The organism is Pseudoalteromonas sp. TB64, assembly GCF_000498095.1.
Lineage (GTDB): Bacteria > Pseudomonadota > Gammaproteobacteria > Enterobacterales > Alteromonadaceae > Pseudoalteromonas.
Window position 1 is genome coordinate 1 of the sequence record NZ_AUTQ01000019.1, and the last position, 21,604, is coordinate 21,604.

Annotated in this window: 24 protein-coding genes and 1 pseudogene; 20 read left to right on the plus strand and 5 right to left on the minus strand. The window is 38.1% G+C overall.

The features are described from left to right. A pseudogene (locus tag L647_RS1000000126300) lies at positions 1-121 on the minus strand (heat-shock protein); the annotation flags it as partial. Positions 122-332: 211 nt separating this feature from the next. Between L647_RS1000000126300 and gspC the strand changes: the two are divergent. The 13 genes from gspC to L647_RS0100660 all read left to right on the plus strand — a co-directional run bounded on the left by gspC (position 333) and on the right by L647_RS0100660 (position 12,368). Then, positions 333-1,280, plus strand: a complete 948-nt coding sequence (gene gspC, locus L647_RS0100600) for a type II secretion system protein GspC (protein ID WP_024609486.1) — start codon at positions 333-335, stop codon at positions 1,278-1,280. A gap of 23 nt (positions 1,281-1,303) precedes the next feature. After that, complete coding sequence (gspD, locus tag L647_RS0100605) at positions 1,304-3,370, plus strand: type II secretion system secretin GspD (RefSeq protein ID WP_024609487.1); 2,067 nt, start codon at positions 1,304-1,306, stop codon at positions 3,368-3,370. Further along, positions 3,363-4,928, plus strand: a complete 1,566-nt coding sequence (gene gspE, locus L647_RS0100610) for a type II secretion system ATPase GspE (protein WP_024609488.1) — start codon at positions 3,363-3,365, stop codon at positions 4,926-4,928. Before gspD ends, gspE begins: the two co-directional genes overlap by 8 nt. Positions 4,929-4,930: 2 nt before the next feature. Next, complete coding sequence (gene gspF / locus L647_RS0100615; RefSeq protein ID WP_024609489.1) at positions 4,931-6,166, plus strand: type II secretion system inner membrane protein GspF; 1,236 nt, start codon at positions 4,931-4,933, stop codon at positions 6,164-6,166. Positions 6,167-6,235: 69 nt separating this feature from the next. Next, positions 6,236-6,658: a type II secretion system major pseudopilin GspG gene (gspG, locus tag L647_RS0100620; protein WP_024609490.1), complete on the plus strand. Its 423-nt coding sequence runs from the start codon at positions 6,236-6,238 to the stop codon at positions 6,656-6,658. Between the two features lie 49 nt (positions 6,659-6,707). Then, positions 6,708-7,295 (plus strand): type II secretion system minor pseudopilin GspH, encoded by a 588-nt coding sequence (gene gspH / locus L647_RS0100625; RefSeq protein WP_024609491.1) that lies wholly within the window; start codon positions 6,708-6,710, stop codon positions 7,293-7,295. Continuing rightward, complete coding sequence (gene gspI, locus L647_RS0100630; RefSeq protein ID WP_024609492.1) at positions 7,295-7,669, plus strand: type II secretion system minor pseudopilin GspI; 375 nt, start codon at positions 7,295-7,297, stop codon at positions 7,667-7,669. The genes gspH and gspI overlap by 1 nt, the downstream gene beginning before the upstream one ends. Next, positions 7,670-8,335 carry a type II secretion system minor pseudopilin GspJ gene (gene gspJ / locus L647_RS0100635; protein ID WP_024609493.1) on the plus strand — a complete coding sequence of 222 codons (666 nt, stop codon included), beginning with the start codon at positions 7,670-7,672 and terminating at the stop codon, positions 8,333-8,335. It abuts the gene before it with no gap. Next, positions 8,335-9,321: a type II secretion system minor pseudopilin GspK gene (gspK, locus tag L647_RS0100640; RefSeq protein ID WP_024609494.1), complete on the plus strand. Its 987-nt coding sequence runs from the start codon at positions 8,335-8,337 to the stop codon at positions 9,319-9,321. The genes gspJ and gspK overlap by 1 nt, the downstream gene beginning before the upstream one ends. Continuing rightward, positions 9,318-10,526 (plus strand): type II secretion system protein GspL, encoded by a 1,209-nt coding sequence (gspL, locus tag L647_RS0100645; RefSeq protein ID WP_024609495.1) that lies wholly within the window; start codon positions 9,318-9,320, stop codon positions 10,524-10,526. Before gspK ends, gspL begins: the two co-directional genes overlap by 4 nt. Next, positions 10,523-10,996 carry a type II secretion system protein M gene (locus L647_RS0100650; RefSeq protein ID WP_024609496.1) on the plus strand — a complete coding sequence of 158 codons (474 nt, stop codon included), beginning with the start codon at positions 10,523-10,525 and terminating at the stop codon, positions 10,994-10,996. The genes gspL and L647_RS0100650 overlap by 4 nt, the downstream gene beginning before the upstream one ends. Before the next feature lie 3 nt (positions 10,997-10,999). Next, positions 11,000-11,758 (plus strand): type II secretion system protein N, encoded by a 759-nt coding sequence (locus L647_RS0100655; protein WP_024609497.1) that lies wholly within the window; start codon positions 11,000-11,002, stop codon positions 11,756-11,758. Between the two features lie 22 nt (positions 11,759-11,780). Further along, complete coding sequence (locus L647_RS0100660; protein ID WP_024609498.1) at positions 11,781-12,368, plus strand: UPF0149 family protein; 588 nt, start codon at positions 11,781-11,783, stop codon at positions 12,366-12,368. A gap of 67 nt (positions 12,369-12,435) precedes the next feature. Here L647_RS0100660 and L647_RS0100665 read toward each other — a convergent pair whose 3' ends face one another. Next, positions 12,436-12,642, minus strand: a complete 207-nt coding sequence (locus L647_RS0100665; RefSeq protein ID WP_024609499.1) for a hypothetical protein — start codon at positions 12,640-12,642, stop codon at positions 12,436-12,438. Further along, positions 12,642-13,001, minus strand: a complete 360-nt coding sequence (locus tag L647_RS0100670; protein ID WP_024609500.1) for a hypothetical protein — start codon at positions 12,999-13,001, stop codon at positions 12,642-12,644. Before L647_RS0100670 ends, L647_RS0100665 begins: the two co-directional genes overlap by 1 nt. Positions 13,002-13,290: 289 nt before the next feature. On the opposite strand from L647_RS0100670, the gene ccoG reads away from it, so the two are divergent. From ccoG to L647_RS0100695, 5 genes are all read left to right on the plus strand, one after another. After that, a complete protein-coding gene (gene ccoG / locus L647_RS0100675) occupies positions 13,291-14,721 on the plus strand; it encodes a cytochrome c oxidase accessory protein CcoG (RefSeq protein ID WP_024609501.1) in 1,431 nt (476 codons plus the stop codon). A gap of 86 nt (positions 14,722-14,807) precedes the next feature. Next, positions 14,808-15,782 (plus strand): serine/threonine protein kinase, encoded by a 975-nt coding sequence (locus tag L647_RS0100680; RefSeq protein WP_024609502.1) that lies wholly within the window; start codon positions 14,808-14,810, stop codon positions 15,780-15,782. A gap of 34 nt (positions 15,783-15,816) precedes the next feature. Then, positions 15,817-16,440, plus strand: a complete 624-nt coding sequence (locus L647_RS0100685) for a thiol:disulfide interchange protein DsbA/DsbL (RefSeq protein ID WP_024609503.1) — start codon at positions 15,817-15,819, stop codon at positions 16,438-16,440. 16 nt (positions 16,441-16,456) lie between these two features. Next, positions 16,457-17,095, plus strand: coding sequence for a thiol:disulfide interchange protein DsbA/DsbL (locus L647_RS0100690; protein WP_024609504.1), 639 nt, complete (start codon positions 16,457-16,459; stop codon positions 17,093-17,095). Positions 17,096-17,154: 59 nt separating this feature from the next. Then, entirely contained in the window at positions 17,155-17,607 is a 453-nt protein-coding gene (locus L647_RS0100695; protein WP_024592131.1) for a DUF523 domain-containing protein, read from the plus strand. 10 nt (positions 17,608-17,617) lie between these two features. Here the strand turns inward: L647_RS0100695 and trmA are convergent, their stop codons facing one another. After that, entirely contained in the window at positions 17,618-18,715 is a 1,098-nt protein-coding gene (gene trmA, locus L647_RS0100700; protein ID WP_024609505.1) for a tRNA (uridine(54)-C5)-methyltransferase TrmA, read from the minus strand. A gap of 162 nt (positions 18,716-18,877) precedes the next feature. Here trmA and L647_RS0100705 point away from each other — a divergent pair, with 162 nt between their 5' ends. Beyond that, a complete protein-coding gene (locus L647_RS0100705) occupies positions 18,878-20,017 on the plus strand; it encodes a DUF5610 domain-containing protein (RefSeq protein WP_024609506.1) in 1,140 nt (379 codons plus the stop codon). A 65-nt stretch (positions 20,018-20,082) separates the two neighbouring features. Beyond that, entirely contained in the window at positions 20,083-20,883 is an 801-nt protein-coding gene (gene murI / locus L647_RS0100710; protein ID WP_024609507.1) for a glutamate racemase, read from the plus strand. Here murI and L647_RS0100715 read toward each other — a convergent pair. Continuing rightward, a complete protein-coding gene (locus L647_RS0100715; RefSeq protein ID WP_024609508.1) occupies positions 20,846-21,325 on the minus strand; it encodes an RNA-binding protein in 480 nt (159 codons plus the stop codon). The genes murI and L647_RS0100715 overlap by 38 nt on opposite strands. Positions 21,326-21,604 lie beyond the last annotated feature (279 nt).

A 21,604-nucleotide genomic window follows, 5' to 3' on the forward strand; every position in this document is an offset into this window, starting at 1 on the left:
CCATTTCTCGAGCGGCTGCGCGTGTTTTATAAAAGCGAGCCGCCCATAACCATTTATCTAATCGAACTTTTAACTCGTCTGCATGGTCTGAGCTTAACTTAGCATTACTTTTTTTACTCATAAGGAATTTTATCCATTATTTTTATAACTTAAAATTTATCATGAAATCATCTTAGGATGAAGGTATTACAACGAGTGCTTTCTTTTTGTACAACATGGTGAAGCTATTCATTTCGTTTACAAAGTTTAATATTAGTGCGCTTGTTGAATGAAAAATGAAAGGGTACTATGGGTACGCGCTTACGCAGTAAATTAAAATAAGAACATTATTTATGGAACAACAAATTCAGCAGTTTAAACAATTTTTAACTCGCTTACCGCACGCTAAATTAAGTGCATTAGTTACACTGTTAGTTGTTGTTTATCTTGCTTTTTTATTATCGCAGTTAGTTTGGCTTTTATGGCCAAAACCAGTTATGTCACCACTTACCCCAATGCATCAAGGTAATCAATCAAAAAGCGTTAGTAATAGCTCAGCGCAGCATATTATTGAGCAATTTTTATTTGGTAAAGTAACTGTAACAAATAACAATAATGCTGCACAGCAATCGCAGGTTATTAACAATGCACCTGAAACACGTTTAAGTATTAACTTAACTGGCATCGTTGCTGTAAATAATGATGACCAAGCAGGCATGGCAATTATTGAATCACAAGGTAAACAAGTGAGCTACCTTGTTGAAGACGTTATACAAGGTACAAGAGGTAAAGTATCGCAAATATTACCAGATCGTGTGATTTTGAGTGTGAATGGTCGGTTTGAAACATTAATGCTTGATGGTTTAGATTTTACTAAAAAAGTATCAATGCCTGTTTTAGCTGCCCGCGATGATGCGGATATGGGACCACAACAATTTGAATTAGCAGCAAGTGATCAGCAAATAAATGCAACGGCTGATCCCGAAGTAAAAGAAGCAATAATAGAAACGCGTGAAGAACTACTCGAAGAACCAGGAAAGTTATTTGACTATATACGCGTTTCGCAAGCAATGAGCGATGGAGAGCTTATTGGTTACCGCTTAAGTCCAGGTAAAGAGCCCGAATTATTTAAGCAAATGGGATTACAAAATAACGATTTAGCTATTGCAATTAATGGCTATCAATTAACAGATTTAAAACAGGCCATGTCAGCTATTAATGAGCTGCGAAATAGTACTGATGCCAATATCACTATAGAACGTGATGGTGAACAAATAGATGTGCAATTTAGCCTGCAATAACTTAGCTTTGGAGTTTTAACATAATGGTTCAGGTGCTACACCTCAATAAAATTAAGAAAGGGTTAGCTAAGTATGCAGCACTTTTTTTAGCGGCAAGTATTTCATTGTCAGTTTCAGCTGTTGAATACGCTGCTAACTTTAAAGGTACAGATATCAACGAGTTTATTAATATTGTTGGTAAAAACCTTAATAAAACAGTCATCATCGACCCTAATGTGCGTGGCAAAGTTAATGTGCGTAGTTATGAGCTTATGGATGAGTCGCTTTATTATCAGTTCTTTTTAAATGTTTTGGAAGTTTACGGCTATTCGGCTGTTGAAATGGATAATGGCATTATTAAGGTTGAAAAAAGTTCTGATGCTAAAAAATCTAATGTGCCATTAATTACTGATGGTAATGAAGCCAGCGGCGACATGATGATTACGCGCGTTGTGCGTGTTAAAAACGTAAGCGTACAAGAACTTGGTCCATTAGTTCGCCAGTTTAGCGATCAAAAAGATGGCGGGCATGTTGCTAACTTTAATGCTGCGAATGTAATGATGTTAACGGGTCATGCTGCATCAGTTAATCGTTTAGTTGAGATTATTCGCTCAGTGGATCAAGCGGGTGATAAGCGTGTTGATATTGTTAAGCTTAAATACGCCACTGCTGATGATGTTGTCTCAGTTGTAGATAATATTTACAAAGACAACGGTAAAGGCAGTGTTCCTGAGTTTTTAATTCCAAAAGTAGTTGCTGATGGGCGTACCAACAGCGTTATTGTAAGTGGTGAAGGCCAAGCTCGCACTCGTGCAATTGAACTAATTAAACGCCTTGATGGCGAGTTAGAAAGTCAGGGCAATACAAAGGTATTTTACCTAAATTACGCTAAAGCTGAAGATTTAGTTAAGGTACTACAAGGTGTTAGTAAGTCATTAGTAGATGATGGTCAAGGTGGAGCGGCTAAGACAAGCAGTCGTAATAGTAACGATACCAGCATTGAGTCTCACCCAAGTTCAAACTCATTAATTATTACGGCTCAGCCCGATACTATGCGCTCACTTGAATCTGTTATTGAGCGACTTGATATTCGTCGTGCTCAAGTTCTGGTAGAAGCTATTATTGTTGAGGTGATGGAATCTGACGGTGTGAACCTAGGAGCACAGTGGATTTCTGAAGATGGTGGTTTATTACAGTTTAATAATGGCTCTACGGTTCCGGTTGGGTCGTTAGCTGTTGCGGGTGTAGAAGCTCAAGATATAACAACAACACAAACAGTGATTGGAACTGAGACTGGTACGGTTACGAGTTTCGACGAAACAACTAATGGTGACTACTCTAGTTTAGCCTCATTGCTTAGCGGTATTAATGGCTTAGCGTTTGGTATTGTAAAAAGTGACTGGGGCGCAATTATTCAAGCCGTTTCTACCGACACTAACTCAAATATATTAGCGACGCCTTCCATTACAACAATGGATAATGAGGAAGCTTCAATGATTGTGGGTCAAGAAGTACCTATAATTACAGGTTCTCAAACAGGAAGTGATAACTCTAACCCATTCCAAACAGTTGAACGCCAAGAAGTGGGTGTAATGTTAAAGGTTACGCCACAGATTAATGATGGCTCAGCTGTATTGCTTACTATTGAACAAGAAGTATCGAGTGTGAGTGGTGCAACTGCCGTTGATATTTCAGTTAATAAACGTGCAATTAAAACAACAGTAATGGCTGACGACGGTGGTATGGTTGTACTTGGTGGCTTAATTGATGAAGATGTGCAAGAAAGTGTATCTAAGGTACCAATACTTGGTGATATTCCTATTATAGGGCATCTATTTAAATCTACTAATACCACTAAGCGCAAACGTAATTTAATCGTATTTATTCGTCCCACTATTATTAGAGATGGCATAAGTATGAATAAGTTAAGTTTTAATAAATATAACTTTATACGTAACGCGCAAGTAAAAGAAAGTGATGATGGCATAGAGCTAATGCCTAACACTGATACGCCTGTGTTGCCTGAATGGAATGACGAATTAGTGCTGCCACCTACGTACGAAGAGCACTTACGCAGCCAGCAAGATCAACAAGAGAAGAATGATGACTAATGCGATTCAAGAGATAAACCAAGATGTGGTTCATCCTAGTACGCATAATCAGGATGAACTATTAACAAGTGATGTACTTGTTGAGCTTCCAGCAAAGCGCTTACCATTTTCATATGCTAAGCGTGCTGGAGTATTACTAAGCAAAAACAAAGATCATCGAATCGTATATTATCGTGGAGATCTTGATGTAGAAGTACTTTTAGAAGTACGTCGCATTGCGGGCTATGGTTTTACATTAGAGCAGCTTGAGGATGACAAGTTTGAACTATTACTTGAAGCTTCATATCAGCGAGATAGCTCTGAAACCCAGCAGATGATGGAAGACATTGGTAACGAGGTTGATTTATTCTCACTTGCTGATGAGCTTCCTCAGACAGAAGATTTACTTGCCGGCGACGACGACGCGCCAATTATCAAGCTTATTAACGCTATGCTTAGTGAAGCGATCAAAGAAGGTGCATCCGATATTCATATCGAAACCTTCGAGCAAGAATTGGTTATTCGTTTCAGAGTAGATGGTGTACTTAAAGAGGTACTTAAGCCTAATCGTAAATTAGCGTCTTTACTCGTATCTCGTATTAAAGTAATGGCTAAACTCGATATTGCCGAAAAGCGTATTCCACAAGATGGTCGTATTAGTTTACGTATTGCTGGTCGCGCAGTTGATGTACGCGTATCTACAATGCCATCTAGTTTTGGTGAGCGCGTAGTATTGCGTTTACTCGATAAAAATAACGCGCGTTTAAACCTTGAAGATTTAGGTATGACAGCGCCAAACCGTGCTTTATTTTCTGATTTAATTAGTAAACCTCACGGTATTATTTTGGTTACTGGACCTACAGGTTCTGGTAAAAGTACCACCTTGTACGCAGGTATGAGCCAAATTAACTCGCGCGATCGCAACATTTTAACCGTTGAAGATCCAATTGAGTATGAAATTCCAGGTATTGGTCAAACACAGGTAAATACAAAAGTAGATATGACATTTGCTCGGGGGCTACGTGCTATTTTACGTCAAGACCCTGATGTAGTTATGGTCGGTGAAATACGTGACCTTGAAACCGCGCAAATTGGTGTGCAAGCATCTCTTACGGGTCACTTGGTTATGTCTACTTTACACACTAATACTGCATCTGGTGCTATTACCCGTATGGAAGATATGGGTGTTGAACCTTTTCTACTTTCATCATCTTTACTTGGTGTTTTATCACAGCGCTTAGTGCGTACCTTATGTAATAGTTGTAAAGAAGGTCATGTTGCTGATGAAGGTGAGTGTCAGTTACTGGGTGTGCCGTTTGAGAGTGAGCCAACTATATACCGTGCTGTAGGTTGCGAAGAATGTAATTTTAATGGCTATAAAGGTCGTACTGGTATTCATGAATTACTTGTAGTTGACGAAACAATACGTGAAATGATTCACAACGGCAAAGGCGAGCAAAGTGTAGAAAAATACATTCGTAAAAAAAGCCCAAGTATTCGTCAAGATGGTTGCAGTCGTGTGCTTGTAGGTAAAACAACGCTTGAAGAAGTGCTGCGTGTTACCCGTGAGGAAGGTTAGTTATGGCGGCGTTTGAGTACCGCGCCTTAGATGGCAAAGGAAAAGAAAAAAAGGGCATTTTAGAAGCTGATACAGCTAAGCAAATTCGCCAAATTTTACGTGACCAAAAACTAACGCCACTCGAAGTATCACCAGCAGCACAAGGTGATAAACAAGTTAAAGGCGAAAAAACTTCATTATTAGGTGGCTTTTTTAAACCTTCTATATCCACTTCTGATCTGGCGCTTATTACTCGTCAACTAGCAACATTAATTCAGTCAGCATTGCCAGTCGAAGGTGCTGTTATGGCTGTTGCTGAGCAATGTGAGAAGCCACGCTTAAAGCGTATGTTAATGTCAGTACGTTCAAAAGTTGTTGAAGGTTATACACTTGCCGATGGTATGAGTGAATTTCCACATGTGTTTGATGATTTATACCGAGCAATGGTTGCAGCAGGTGAAAAGTCGGGTCATTTAGATCAAGTATTAAATCGACTTGCTGACTATACCGAGCAGCGCCAGCATATGCGCAGTCAAATTACTCAAGCAATGGTTTACCCTATTATTTTGGTTATATTTGCGATTGGTATCGTCTCGGTCTTATTAGGCACGGTTGTTCCTAAAATACTAAAAACCTTTGAAAAAACTAAACAAGTATTACCTTGGACAACAGAGTGGGTAATGGCGGGTAGTCATTTTGTACAAAATTATTGGTTTATTAGTTTAATTGCTATTACTGGTATTGCTATAGGTATTAAACATGCTTTAAAACAGCCAAAAATTCGTTTTTGGTGGGATGACCGAATACTCCATATGCCAGGTATAGGTAAAGTTGCACGTGGTATTAATACTGCCCGCTTTGCACGTACTTTAAGTATTTTATCGTCAAGCTCAGTACCACTACTCGAAGGTATGCGTATATCGGGTGGTGTTTTGGTTAACGAAAAAATTAAGAAGGCGGTTGCAGCAGCTTCCGACCGGGTAAGTGAAGGAGCAAGCTTAAGAGCTGCACTTCAGCAAACAAAGTTGTTTCCGCCAATGATGCTACACATGATAGCCAGTGGCGAAAAATCCGGTGAGCTTGAACAGATGTTAGAGCGAGCCGCAAATAACCAAGACCGTGAATTTGAAAGCATGGTTAACGTATCGCTAAAACTATTAGAACCTGCAATGATTGCTTCAATGGCAGTGATTGTATTGTTTATAGTGATGGCAATTTTACAGCCAATTATGGCAATGAATAAAGCCGTAGGGCTTTAATTTTTTATATATTAATGGTTTTACCTAAACCATTTTTGTTTAGTGTTTTTAGAATAATGAGGTAATTACGTGAATAAACAATCAGGTTTTTCTTTACTAGAAGTGATGGTGGTACTGGTTATCATCGGAATGATTATGTCAATTGTAGCGCCTAATATTATGGGTCAACAAGAAGAGGCAGCTATTGATAAAGCGCACTTGGATATTCAACAACTTGAAGATGCAATGAGCCTTTATAAACTTAAAAATAAGAGCTACCCAAGCACAGAGCAAGGACTTGAAGCACTTGTAAATAAAACAAGCATTGAGCCTGTTCCTAAGCGCTTTCCTGATGGTGGTTTTATTAGTGAGTTACCAGATGATCCATGGGGTAATACATACCAGTTAATTAGCCCTGGAGAAGTAGGTAAATTTGATATCTTCTCTATTGGTCCTGACGGTGAAGTGGGAACTGATGATGATATTGGTAACTGGGATCCTGAGAAACAATAATGCTGATTAATCGTATTTTGTGTTCGTACGTTAATAACCAGAGCTTACTATGAAAGTAAGCTCTAAACGTATGCATTCAAAAAGCAGAGGCTTCAGTTTAATAGAAATTTTAGTGGTATTAGTGATCATCGCTTTTGCCACCAAAATGGTGGTATATAGCTTAGAAGGTGGCGCGGAAGATGCGTTAGACACTCAAGCTCTTAGGCTACATACCACCATTAATATGGCATCTGAATTTGCTATTTTGAACCAAGTCGAGTTAGGAGTTCAGGTTGATAATAATATATTTGAGTTCTTAGTTTTTGATGGCGAAAAATGGATAACATTTGATAGAGAAGAGTTATTTGAACCGATTGAATTTGATGAGCGCTTTAAGTTAACGCTTAACCTTGAAGACTTAGCATGGGCAGCAGATAACTTACTTGAACAATCTAATTGGCGCGAACTAATGAGCGGTGGTGATGAAGATAGCTTATTAGAACTTAGGGAACTTAAAATTCCACAAGTGCTTATATTATCATCTGGAGAAGTAAGTGCATTTCAGCTTACGCTTGAATTAAAAGAGCAAAGTGAGCCTGTTTACTTTATTGAGGGTGAGTTTACCGCACCAGTTAACTTACGCCGAGAGCCAGAGTAATGAATACCAGTAAAGGTTTTACCTTATTAGAAGTGTTAGTTGCCTTAAGTATTTGTGCTATGACGGGCATTGCTGCAATGCAAGCAACTAGTGAGCATATACATCACTTATCGAGTATTGAGGATCAAACTTACGCTTCGTGGGTTGCTGAAAATGTAATGATAGAGCAGCGTACCAAAGGCGAGCAGTGGGAAGGTAAAGATAAACTGCGTGGTAGTGAAATAATGGCAGGTGTGGAGTGGTTTTGGCAGCAAAATGTTATTGCTACTGCAGATAAAAGTTTCGTAAAATTAACGATCAATGTCTTTAGTGACGAAAAGTATGAGCACTCTGTATATGAGCTTTCAACTTATTTAAATAAAGGTAATAAGTAAGTGAAGCAGCGAGGGTTTACGTTACTAGAAGTGATGGTGGCTTTAGGTATTTTGGCTTTTGTTATTATTGCGACTCATCAAATATTAGAAACGACGACGAGAGCCAAAGATGCTTCTGATGAGAAAATAGCAGAGCTAAATGGTTTGCAAACTACATTTAGGCTTATGGACCAAGATTTTAGTCAAATGACAAAACGTGTTGTACGCAATGAGTCGGGCGACGAACAAGATTTATATTTACTCGCGGGACGCTATATACTTGAAAGTCAATATGATGGAATAGCGTTTGTACGCGATGGCTGGGTAAATCCAATCAACTTATTGCCGCGTTCTGAACTTCAAGCTGTTGGCTATAGAGTTATTGACGATAATTTAGAGCGAGTTTATCGAGTGTATGTTGATCAACTCGATAACACTGAACCACGAGTTCAAGTTGTGCTTAAAAATATTGAAGAGCTCAAGTTTGAATTCTTAGATGACAAAAATGAATGGCAAGATCAATGGGAAATTAAAGCATTACCAAAAGCAGTTGCCGTTACATTACAACAAATAGAACTTGAACCTATTCGTCGCATATTTTTAGTACCAGGGCAGGGTAAAGTGATTACACCTCCAAGTACAACAACGTCTACTGGTACCGAACAAAATGACGGAGATACGCAATAATGGGTCATCAATCTTCTCGTGGTGCGGCAATTGTTATAGTGCTGTTCATGGTTGCATTAGCCGCAGTTTTAGCGGTGGAAATGAGCGCTAATTTAATGGTGCAGGTACAAAAGAGTACCAATTTACAAGGTCATCAACAGGCTAAGTGGTACGCTTACGGAGCAGAAGAACTTGCTATTAAAGCACTAATCCAAAGCAAAAAAGATGACCCTGACAAAACAACGCTAGAACAAGTGTGGGCTACGCAGGGAGATATACCATACCCAGTTGAAAACGGTACGTTAAGTGGAAAAATAACGGATTTACAGGCCTGCCTAAATTTAAATGCACTTGGTGTAGAACCCGATTCAAATAGTGTAAGTAAAACAAATCCTGCACATAAAGCATTGTTTGCATTACTTGAGAATATAGAAGACTTACCAAGTGATGAATCAGAAGAGACAATGGCGGATAGTGTATTTGATTGGCTTGATGCTGACAGCATAACGTATCGCTCAGGTGCTGAAGAAGGTGAGTACTTATCGCGTGATTTCCCTTATATGACTGCTAATAGCTTATTTGCATCAACTTCAGAGCTTCGTTTAGTTAAGGGCTTCAACCCGCTTGTAATGGAAAAGGTATTACCTTTTGTATGCGTTATTCCGGGGAGTACGTTACTTTCTATTAATATAAACACATTAACGTCCGATCAGGCCCTAATACTTAGTGCATTAATTGATGAGTTAAGCTTATCTGGTGCTGAAGCCGTTATAGCAGCCCGACCGCAAGCCGGTTTTGATAATAAAGAAGATTTTTTTGAAGAAGTACAACAGCAAGGCGGACAAAACGTTAAAGCAGTCGAGAACTTATTTAGCGTAAGTAGCGAATATTTTAAATTACAAACGCAGGCAAACTTTGTCGATCTGCGTTTTTCGATGACCACATTACTGTATGCCTCAAATGGCGATGTAACGATACTGGCGCGAAAATTTGGAGGCGTACAGTGACAGAAATATTGTTGATCCGCACGGGTCAAACCGAGCAAGAATTACTTAACTGGTTAATATACTCACCACAAGAACAAGAAATAATAGCCAGTGGTGAATTATCGGATGCGAGCCATTTAAGTGAACTCACTGAAAAAGCACAAAGTCGTGAAGTCGTTGTGTTGCTTCCTTGTGATCAAGTACAACTAAAAACAGTTGCTTTGCCAACTAAATGGAACCGTAAACTCGAACAAGCATTGCCATATATGCTCGAAGAAGATATTGCCTGCGATGTAGATGATTTATTTATTGCTGTGGGTGAATCAACGATGGTTGGAGAGCAACATGGAATACGTGTTGCTATGATGGATCGTGAATGGTTTGAGCGATGGCTTGCATTATTTACAGAGTATAGTTTATCGGTATATAAAATATTACCAGATGCTTTGTTATTACCTCCTGCAGATGAAGGTACGGTAACAGCGATAGAGCTTAATAATCAGTGGTTATTTAAGCAAGATCACTGGCGAATAGGTGCAGTGGAAAGAAGTTGGTTAAGTGGCTATTTAACGGCAACGGGCAACCCTGATATAAAGCACTTTAGCCCTGCAACCCAATTTCCTGAGAGTGTAAACTTATTACCTCAAACCAGTGACTATGATTTGCCGTTAGCATTATTTGCTAAACAACTCGAACACGTTAAATTTAACCTTCGCCAAGGAATGTACCAACTTAAAAAGAAAAGTACATTATGGTGGGGATATTGGAAAAGTGCTGCCATTGTTGCTGGTGTTGCGTTGGTATCGACTATCGCGATAAAAGCTATTGAGTTGAATCAATTAAATACACAGTTAGAAATTGCTAAAACACAAGTCGTTGAACGTTATCAAACAGCTTTTCCTGGCACTAAAGTGCGCCCACAACTTGTTAAAAGCCAAATTATGGGTGAACTTAAAAAAATACAGGGTTCAAGTGATGCTGGATTTTTAGATTTAACAACTAATTTAGTTGATGTGTTTTCACAAGTAAGTGAATTTACACCTGAGACATTGCGTTATGATAATCGTCGTAATGAATTGCGTATTCGTGCAAGAGCTAAAGATTTTCAAACTTTTGGTAAAGTTAAAGCATTACTCGAAAAACAGGGTTTAACAGTAGATCAAGGCTCACTAAATAACGACGGTGACTTTGTTGTAGGCGAAATTAAACTGCGAGGTACAGTATGAAAAAGCAGTTAATACAATATTGGCGCTCACTTAAAGAACAAGAGCAACAGTTAGTTATAATAGCTGGTGGTATTTTTATTATTTTTATTATTGTAATGGGAATATTTAGACCGTTAAATAATGCGATAGAACAGGCTGAAAAATCAAAAATTAAACAGCAAGAACTATTAGTTTGGGTTGATAAAAGTATTGCTCAGCTTAAAGCTGCAGGTAATACAAAAGTTTCGAGCACCCAAAATCTAAGCCAAATTGTTAATTCAACTCGTGGGCGTTATAAAATCACAATTAGTAAAATGCAGCCAAGTGATGATTCACTGCGTTTAACGCTCGATTCAATAGAGTTTAATCAACTTATAGAGTGGCTTGATGAACTGGTGAGTCAGCATGGAATTCGAGTTGAAAATTTAGATTTAAGCCGTGACGATAAACCGGGTTATGTGCGTGTAAGTCGTTTGGTATTAGAGAATTAATTGATGAAAAAAACAATAACGTTATCTATCGTATTTTTACTTAGCTTTATTATTTTTTGTATTGTTAAGCTACCTGCTGTTATAGCACTTGATTTAGCTAAGCCTTATTTGCCTAAACAATTAGAGGTAGGTCAAACTATAGGCAGTGTGTGGCAAGGGCAAATGATGCAGTTACGCTACGAAGGTGAGCAATTAAATAATGTACGTTGGGATATTTCTGGATGGCAATTATTTACAGGTCAGTTAAATGTGAATTTAAAATTTGGTGATCCACGTGAGCGTAGTGATATTTCGGGTTATGCGGATGTCAGTTACGGATTATTAAACAATACAGTTAAAGTAACCGATGGACTTGTACGCTCAACGGTAGAGCGAGCAATGCAACGTATTCAATTACCGCTGCCAGTTACTGCAAAAGGACGTGTAATATTAGAGCTTAATGAATACACTTCGGGTGAGCCTTACTGTGAGTCATTACAAGGTGAAATAGCGAGTCCTGATATTGACGTACAAGGCTTAAATGGCTGGTTTAACATTGGTCCACTAGGTGGAAAGCTAAGTTGTAAGTCGGGTGATGTGGCTATATTAATTGACCCTGATAACACGTTGGGTCTTGAGGCAGATGCTACACTTAAAGCTAATTTTGATTTTAGAGTAGCCGGTTACGTTAAACCTGATGCCAGCTTACCTAAAGATGTACATGACGCGGTTAAGTTTTTAGGTCGACCAGATAACCAAGGTCGTTACCCGCTCAATTTTTAATACTTATAAATAAAGAGTTTTGATGCAATTACCCCAATTTACTGAGCTACATGCAAAGCAGCTCAGCACTTTTTTAGACACCCAGCCAAAGGCAATGACCTTAACGCAAAGCCAAGGCTATTTATTTGGTGTTATTTGTTCACCAGATCCGTTAGATGTACACGAGTGGATTGAAAAAATATTACCAAGCACTGCTAATAATTTGGATGAAGAAATACTATTTTTATTTATGGCGTTATACCACCAAATTAGCGAGCAAGTGTTTGAAGTGGGTTATAAATTACCAACAGCATACAGTAATGATTTTTGTAGAAACTGGAGTAAAGGCTTTTTAAAAGCAACAACTGTTTATACTCAAAAGTTATTAGGTGCAGAGCAATTAGAAGTAGAATATAAAGAAGCTTTAGAAAGTGCCCAAGCAACATTAAGCTTTTTTGCTTTAGATGAGCAAACCATAACGCTGATAGCGACTCAAAATAATATTGATGTGCAGCAGGTCTGTTTACAGCAATACGAATTAATGGGCGACTTTGCATTAGGCTTTGCTGAGCTTATTGAGATAGTAGCGCTCAACAGTGGTTTGTATACCGATGAAGGGTGGGACGAGTAATTATTTTTTAGAATTTTGGTTACTTAATATTTAATGAGTATGTAAGTAACCATATACAAATAATGCTTTAAGCGCCTAGCTCTAGCATAATATTAGTGCAGCCTTGTTTGCACTTAACTACGCCTTTACTTGATTCACCAGTCGCTAAATCAAGCTTTAACACACCATCGCACTTCTCACACTTTATTGTTTTTCCTTGCCCTAGTTTTTTAAGTATATTGCGCTGTTTGTGGAATGAGTCACTGGTTTTTTTATTTAATACTGAAAAATCCATTACTTTACTCGCTTTTGCTCTAACGATTCAGACACTATTTTACATACTGTATTTAAACGGTCATCGTAAAAGTACAAATTTAGATCGCGTTCACGACAATAACGTAAATGAAATAACTGTACTGAGTCATTTGTCGTGAATGTTTTTTCTATATATTCACTCTCAGATTCTGACAACTTTAACTGTGAGCTAATTAGGTTTTTAGCCATGTTAGCTGCTGGACCACGATTCATTTTTGTTGAGTCACTTAAAAAGCCAATTCCTTCGCCTAAAAGTTTTTCTCTAGGCTCTTTTATAAGTGGGTGATCAATAGTAAATAAGGCAAGGATCACAATTACTAATATAATAAATTTTTTCACGAAAGCGTAAACCTTGATCTGAGTGGGGTTGAATTACTATGCAGTGTAATAAAATGCATTTTAAAAGCAAGTAACTAAGGTGAATAAATTATTAGCAATCTATGCCAGTAATTTTAATCAATATTGGTATAATAGCTAGCAGCAGTCAGATATTTCTGAAATATCTGAAAGTATTCAAGTGGTGGTTTATTGAACTAAACTCGTTTAGTAAGTAACTTGCTACTCTTCACCGTGTAGTGCACCTGAATATTGCTGAACTTTTATTTCCAAGCGGCGTTGAGGAACTTCGATGGACAAACAAATTAAAGTAAAAAATATCCCTGTAGAGGTAAAAATCCAAAAGCCGGATTTGAGCCGTCAAGATGACAGGTTCAACCCCGGAAACCGCATTTATGTGCGTGCTGTAAAAGGTCTTCATCAACTATTAAGGCAACAGATTGGCTTTTTAGGTATGCTTGCATTTATGGTACTCCCATGGATTAATTTTAACGATCAGCAGGCGGTACTGTTTGATTTAATGGGTCAGAAATACAATATTTTTGGCTTAACGCTATGGCCACAAGATTTCACCATATTAGCGTTTATTTTTATGTTGGCAGCGTTTGCGCTGTTTTTAGTGACCACCTTTTATGGACGGGTGTGGTGTGGTTACACTTGCCCGCAAACTGTATGGACCTTTATATTTATTTGGTTTGAAGAAAAGTTTGAAGGTACTGCTAACCAACGTAAAAAGCTCGATGAGCGACCAATGAGCTTTGATAAGTTTTGGCGAAAAACGGCAAAGCATTCTAGTTGGGTTCTGTTTTCTTTATATACAGCAATTTCTTTTGTAGGCTACTTTACGCCAATAAGAGAGCTACTCCCTGATTTTGTAACGTTTAATGTAGGTGGTTATGCATTGGTAAGCATTATCTTCTTTGCTGCGTGTACCTATGGTAATGCGGGTTGGATGCGAGAAATTATGTGTTTACACATTTGTCCTTATTCACGTTTTCAATCAGCCATGTTTGATAAAGACACATACACAGTAACGTACGACGAAAGCCGAGGTGAAAGCCGTGGTCCTCGTTCACGTAAAGTAGATCATGAAGACTTAGAACTGGGCGACTGTATAGACTGTAATTTATGTGTTCAAGTATGCCCAACAGGTATTGATATTAGAAATGGGCTACAAGCTGAGTGTATTAACTGTGGTGCTTGCATTGATGCATGTGATGGTGTGATGGATAAAATGAAATACCCGCGTGGGCTTATTTCATATACAACAGAGCGAAATCTTGAAACTCCGGAAAATAAAACGAATCCACTACGAGCCAAAATCATTGGTTACACGGTCATACTTGTTGTGCTTACGGGGGCACTTGTAGCTAATATCGTACTGCGAAAAACAATGGATTTTGATATTATTCGCGATCGAAACCAATTATATCGTGTCGATTTTGATGGTTTAGTAGAGAACACCTATACATTAAAGGTAATTAATAAAGCGCAGTACGAGCAAACCTTTAATATTAAAGTACAAGGGTTAGATAACTTTAAGTATATAGGGAACCAATCATTTACTGTGCAGGCAGGGCAATCTCATAACGTGCCATTGTCGCTTGTAATGGACCCTTATGATTTGAAAGTGCCGATGACAGAGTTTAACTTTGTACTTTCACCAGTAGGTGAGCCAGATGAGACAATATCGCAGTCAAGTAACTTTTTCAAAGCGCGATAATCACAATCGACCTTAATTAGGTAAGTTGATATAGCAATTAACAAAAGCGGGTATATAACCCGCTTTTATTTTTATATAAGAAGAGTATGAGTAAATTTAGTTTTATTGATTTAACACCCGACCTAATACTCGATGCAATAGAAAGCGTAGGTGTTTACGCCGAGTCTGGTTTATTGGCGCTCAATAGCTACGAAAACAGAGTGTATCAATTTAAAGCCGATGATGGTTTGCGTTACGTAGTAAAGTTTTATCGTCCAGAACGTTGGAGTAGGGAGCAAATTCAAGAAGAGCACGACTTTGCATTTGAACTAGCGGATGCAGAAGTACCCGTTGTTGCTCCTATTTTACATAATGGGCAAAGCTTGTTTGAGCATCAAGGTTACTTATTTGTGTTATTTCCGAGCGTAGGTGGGCGCTTATTCGAGGTTGATAACCTAGATCAGCTTGACGTAATGGGGCGTTTGATTGGTCGAATGCATCAAGTTGCTAAAACCAAACCCTTTGCTTACAGACCAACGGTTACATGTGACGAATATCTGCATACAGCAAAAGTTCATCTTCAAAAAAGTAACTTAGTGCCAATGGGGATTAGTACAGCCTTTTACACTATTTTAGATTTAGTGATAGATCAGGCACAAAAACAATATAAAGATGTGCAAAGTATTCGCCTACACGGCGACTGCCACGTAGGTAATATTTTGTGGGCAGGGGATGCGCTAATGTTTGTCGATTTAGACGATAGTCGCCAAGGACCTGCAATTCAAGATTTATGGATGATGCTCAGTGGCGATAGATCTACGCAACTGTTACAGTTAGACACCCTTGTGAATGCGTATGAAGAGTTTTGTGATTTTGATCACTCTCAACTCAAATTGATTGAACCTCTGCGGGCAATGCGTATTATTCATTATATGGGATGGGTAGCTAAACGATGGAGCGATCCGGCTTTTGTTCGGAATTTTTCATGGTTTGCTGACGACAAATACTGGGAGCAACAAATTTTAGCGTTGAAAGAGCAACTTGCAGTACTGCAAGAGGCGCCGTTAAAGTTATTGCCGTAATATTTTATTTAAAGACAAGTACAGCGAGATATCAATGCTTAAAAAATTAAAACTGAGTTTACTACTTTTATGTTTACCATTTGCAGCATTTGCTGCACAGTTTGAAGCTGATAACCAATATACGGTTATTAATGTAGACAAAAGCGCATCACCGCAGGTGACGGAGTTCTTTTCGTTTTACTGTCCACATTGCTTCAAGTTCGAACCAGTAGCAAAAGCAATTGAACAGGGTTTACCTGAAGGCGCTGAATTTGTTAAAAATCACGTTAACTTTTTAGGTGGTGTATCACCGCAAGCGCAAAGTAATTTAAGCTTTGCCTACTTGATTGCTAAGCAACACGGTCAAGCGCAAAGTATTAGCGATCAAATATTCAAAAGTATTCATGTTCAACGTGCTCCTTTAACTGAAATGAAAGACGTTAAAAAGCTACTTGAAGTAAATGGTATTGATAGTGCAACATTTGATCAAGATATTGCTAGCATGCCAATTATTTCAGCTGAGCAAGCAATGCAAAACAAACAAAACAAATATTCTAAATTAGGTGCACTTACTGGCGTTCCTACTTTTATTGTTAACGATAAATATAAAATAAACCTCAACACCATCAAAAATCAAAAAGAACTTGATGAGTTAGTAGCGTTTTTATTAGCACTATAAATTTCGGAGCATAATAATGATTAAATTAGTTAAAGCAGGTTTGCTTGCAGTATTACTTCCTATGGCGGCAACAAGCTTTGCAGCAACGTATGAAGAAGGCGTGCATTACGACGTTGTTTCTGAGCGCGCAACTAAAAAGCCAGAAATTAAAGAGTTTTTCTCATTTTACTGCCCTGCATGTAATAACATGGAAGCACTAATTGGTGAGTTTAAGCCTAAGCTTGATAAAAACGTTAAATTTAAAAAGAGCCATGTTGATTTCGTAGGTGTACGCGACCCAGAGAATCAACAAATGATGAGCCAAGCACTTGCTACTGCAGAAGTACTTCCGCAAAAAGATCAGATTATTTCTGCAATCTTTAATCATATTCATACAAAGCGCGCTAAATTTAATGAGCTTGCAGATGTAAAAGATATATTTGTAGCACAGGGTGTTGATGGCGATAAGTTTGATAAGCTGTTTAAAAGCTTTTCTGTACGTACGCTAAGCTCTAAAATGAAACGCGATCAAGATTACTTTAAAGAAAAAGGCGCACTACGTGGCGTCCCTACATTTATTGTAAATGGTAAATATAAATTGAACCTAGGTCGTGAGTCGGGTATTACTGAACCAGAAGACATTAGTAAGCTAATTAACTACTTAGCTAACAAGTAAGTTTAGCTAAAACTAAAAAAGCTCCTTAGGGAGCTTTTTTGATTTATAAGGATGTAGCTATGGAAAAAATATTAGTATCGAGTTGCTTGCTAGGGCATTCTGTTCGCTACGATGGTAAAGGACATGCAATTTTACATCCACAGCTTAATTTGTGGCAAAAGCAAAATAGATTAATTATATTTTGTCCTGAGGTTGCTGGTGGGCTTCCTACTCCTAGAGCTCCTGCTGAAATAATACAGGGGAGTGTAATTACTAATTTAGGAGAAGATGTAACAGAACAGTTCCAAACTGGAGCTAATATAGCGCTAGAACTTTGTAAAAAGAATCAAGTGCGTTTTGCTCTACTTAAAGAATCGAGCCCTTCTTGCGGACGAAATACAATATATGATGGAAAGCATCGCGGAGTAAAAATCGAAGGACTAGGTTTAACTGCAGCATTATTAATAAATAATGGGATTCAAGTATTTAGTGAAGAGCAAATACCAGCACTTATAAAAGTACTGGCACTTTAATTTTGGCTAGTTATTTGCGTTGTAAGAAAACACCTGACTCAATGTGATGTGTGTAAGGGAACTGATCAAATATAGCAAAGCGCTTAACATTATGTGTACGTGTTAAGTGATCAAGGTCACGCTCAAGGGTTTCAGGATTACACGATATATAAATTATGCTTTCGTAATTAGCGACTAAGTCACACGTTAATTCATCCATGCCTGCGCGCGGAGGATCAACTAATATGGTTTGGCAGTCATAGCTTTTAAGGTCAATACCATCCAAACGAGAGAAAGTACGTTCACCATTCATTGCTTGAGTAAACTCTTCACTCGACATACGAATAATATCTAGGTTCTCTACGTTATTTTTAGCAATGTTGTATTGAGCAGAGTGAACAGATGATTTTGATATTTCAGTAGCTAATACTTTATTGAAAGAACCTGCTAACGCAATTGAAAAGTTACCGTTACCGCAATACAGCTCTAATAAATCATTTTTAAGTGGTTTACATAAATCTTGTGCCCACTCCAGCATATTAATATTTACTTTTGCATTAGGCTGAGTAAAGCTATTTTCTACTTGTTGATAAATAAGCTCTTGACCATTAACTGTTAAACGTTCAGTTACAAAGTCATCACCCAACACTTCTTTTTGTTTGCGAGCACGACCTATAAAGTTAATTTTGTATTTACTGCTTAGTTTTTCTTTCAGTGCTTTAATTTCACTTAACCATTCATCATCAAGTGGTTTGTGATAAAGCAAGCTTACTAAAATTTCACCGCTTAGCGTTGATAGGTAATCGATTTGAAATAACTTACGACGTAATATTTCACAAGGTTTAAGATGCTCAATCATCACCTGCATGATTTCACCTACTAGAGGCGCTGCTGGGTCAAACGTATCAACACGGATTTTTTCTTTTGTTTGTTGATCAAACATAATGTGAAACAGATCGTCACCGTCGTGCCATACTCTAAATTCAGCACGTTGGCGGTAGTTAGTTGGCTCTGAGCTAAATACTTCTAATTGCTCCACACCAAAACGTTGAAACTGCGCACTAATACGCTGCTCTTTTTCACTTAACTGCGCTTGGTACTGTGTGGTATCTATTTTAATAACTGCCATTAACGCTACTACCTTATCTAAGATCTGTTTATCGGCGCTATTGTAGGGAGCGCTGCGTATTTGTCTAGTTTTGGCTAGCATTTATGCTGTTTTATTGAACATTGTACTTTAGTTTTTGTTGTTATAGCCGATAATAAACTACGCACGCTTAGGAGACGAATCATGAAAATAGGTAATTATGGCTTTACGCCAAACAACAACATCAATAAATTCAATAATAAAGCTGATATACAGCAACCTACAATTACGTCTCCTCAAGATAGCTATCAACAACGAGGCCGAGAGTTGGCTGCAAAGGTGCTTGGCGATAAAATGGCTGAGCAGCTTGGATTGCCTATCGCAGAAAAAAAAGCAGATAAACCACTATTTGATTTTGATGAAATAGTAAAAAATGTACTCGATTTTGTAAGTAGTGCTGTTAATAAAGCAAAAGCTAACGGCGCTGATGACGAAAAACTCAAAGATATGTTAGGCGACGCGCGCAAAGGCGTCCAAATAGGGATTGACGACGCTGTTGATGAACTCAAAGGTACGGGCGTATTTAATAACGACATGGAAGAGGGCATTAATAAGTCTAAAGAGGGTATTTACAATGGACTTGATAAGTTTGAAGAGTCGTTATTTAACCCACAACCTGCCAGTATAAATATAAGCCAGGCTCAATATGTCAGTATGACGAGTAATGCAGAGTATAAATTTACCACCGCAGAAGGTGACGAGGTAAGTATTAGCTTTGCAGATGCATTTGAATCTCAGTCGGCAAGTGGCTATCAGCAAAACAATAATGGCGAGTCGTTTGCAAGCTCATCATCGCAATCTCGACAGGTATCATTTTCGATGTCGGTTAATGGTGACTTAAATGAGCAAGAGCAAGAAGCTATTAATGCGATGATGGAAGACTTACAAGATTTAAGTAAAACCTTTTTTGATGGTGATTTAGATGAAGCATTTGAACAAGCGCAAGAGCTAAGTTTAGACAGCGATCAGCTGGTGGCTTTTTCTATGGATTTACGTCAAACAAAAACAATAGCATCAGTTAAAAGCTATGAAGAATATAAACCAGCACCAGAAAAACAAATAGCAGAGGGTTTAGCCCCTTTTAATGACGACCTTAAAAATGCTTTTGAAAAAGCGGGTGAGCTTGGATTACAAAATCAACTAGCTGGCATTCTACAATGGCTAAATCAAGATCAGGAACAAATAGATAAGTTAGTAGATTACACAAAGTCTATGTTCGAAAACCTTAATCAGTTAAATTCGGCGGCCGACGATCTTGCTGATTTAGAAACCACGCAAAGTTAAACTACTTTCTTTTATAAATACCTCATGGCAAACTGCCGTTCTTAAAGTAAAGTGGGAACGGTAGTTTGTCAGCGCATATAATGGTCTTTGATTCAGGTATTGGTGGAACTACAGTACTTGAGCATATAAAGCAAAGTATCCCCAATGCTCAGTACAGTTATTTTATGGATAATGCATTACTACCTTATGGTGCTCAATCCCAGCAAACAATCATTAACCGATTATGCTCACTTATTCATTTCATCAAATCTAATATGCTTAACGTTGATTTAATAGTAATAGCGTGTAATACCGCTTCTACATCAGCACTTAGCGCTGTTCGCCAAATGACGGATATTCCTATAGTAGGTGTTGTGCCAGCAATAAAGCCTGCGGCAGAATTAACACGTTCAAATCATATTGGCTTATTAGCCACACCGGCAACGGTTGCCAGTTCATACACTAAAACATTAATTACTGAACATGCACGTAATGTAATCGTTAATCTATATAGCAGTGTGGAGTTAGTAACCTTAGCTGAGCAATACTTTTTTACAGACTCTTTGGATACAAACAAGTTGCACCAAGTGCTTGATGACCTAAATATAGATAAAACTATAGATGTACTTATACTAGGGTGTACGCACTTTCCAATATTAGCAGAGCCGATTAGTCAGTATTTTGAAGGGAATGTAAAATTGCTTGATTCAGGTGTAGCGATAGCAAACAGAGTCAACTACCTACTTAACCAACTTAACTTATACGTGAATAAACTAACAGACATAAAAAAGCCGCTGCAATATTATGCAACGGCTGATGTGTTTAGCAATAAGCTAGCGGTAAAGCTAGTTACACTGACTGATCCGTCTCAGTACGTAGAGCATTAGAATCGTCTTCTTGTTTTTGTTTTGCTTCACGTACCTTTAAAGTACGTTGTTGGAACTCGCTATCGTTCAAGTTAGCAATTGCATTGTCTGCATCAGCTTGCGCCATTTCAACAAAACCAAAACCACGACGCTTGCCAGTATTCTTATCCTTTAATAAACGAACATTGAATACTTTGCCTTGTTCTTCAAATAATGCACGAACAACACCTTCGTTTGCACGATAAGGAAGATTGCCAACATAAAGAGTCTTTGTTTTTACTTCGGCTTCTTCAGTAACATCAGACGACATTGCTGCAATAACAAGTGCGCCTACTAATAAGCCAACACCAAATAGAAGTGCAGGGTCTAGTGCTAAGCTTGCTAAAGCAAACTTAACAACAATAAAACCAACTACAGCAAGAATAACTGAAAAGATAAAAGCTTTTTGATCGGGTAATTTCATTTTAGATCTACCAATAAACAGGAAATAAACATTAATTTAACATTGTGAACTTGCTATCTTAACGTCTAAATCAAACATAGCAATGATATTTGTATTAAATAATAAAGAAGAGCATAAAAAAGCATCAGTTTAGGAAATGTTTTGCATGGTTTTATGTGGTTTTGTTCTATTTTTGTTCGAACAGTAAAAAGATCTAAAAAAAGGGTTGATCTGTTTTCGGATCTCCCTATAATGCGACCCCACTGAGACGGGAAACGCCAACGCCTAGCGAGGAGCGAA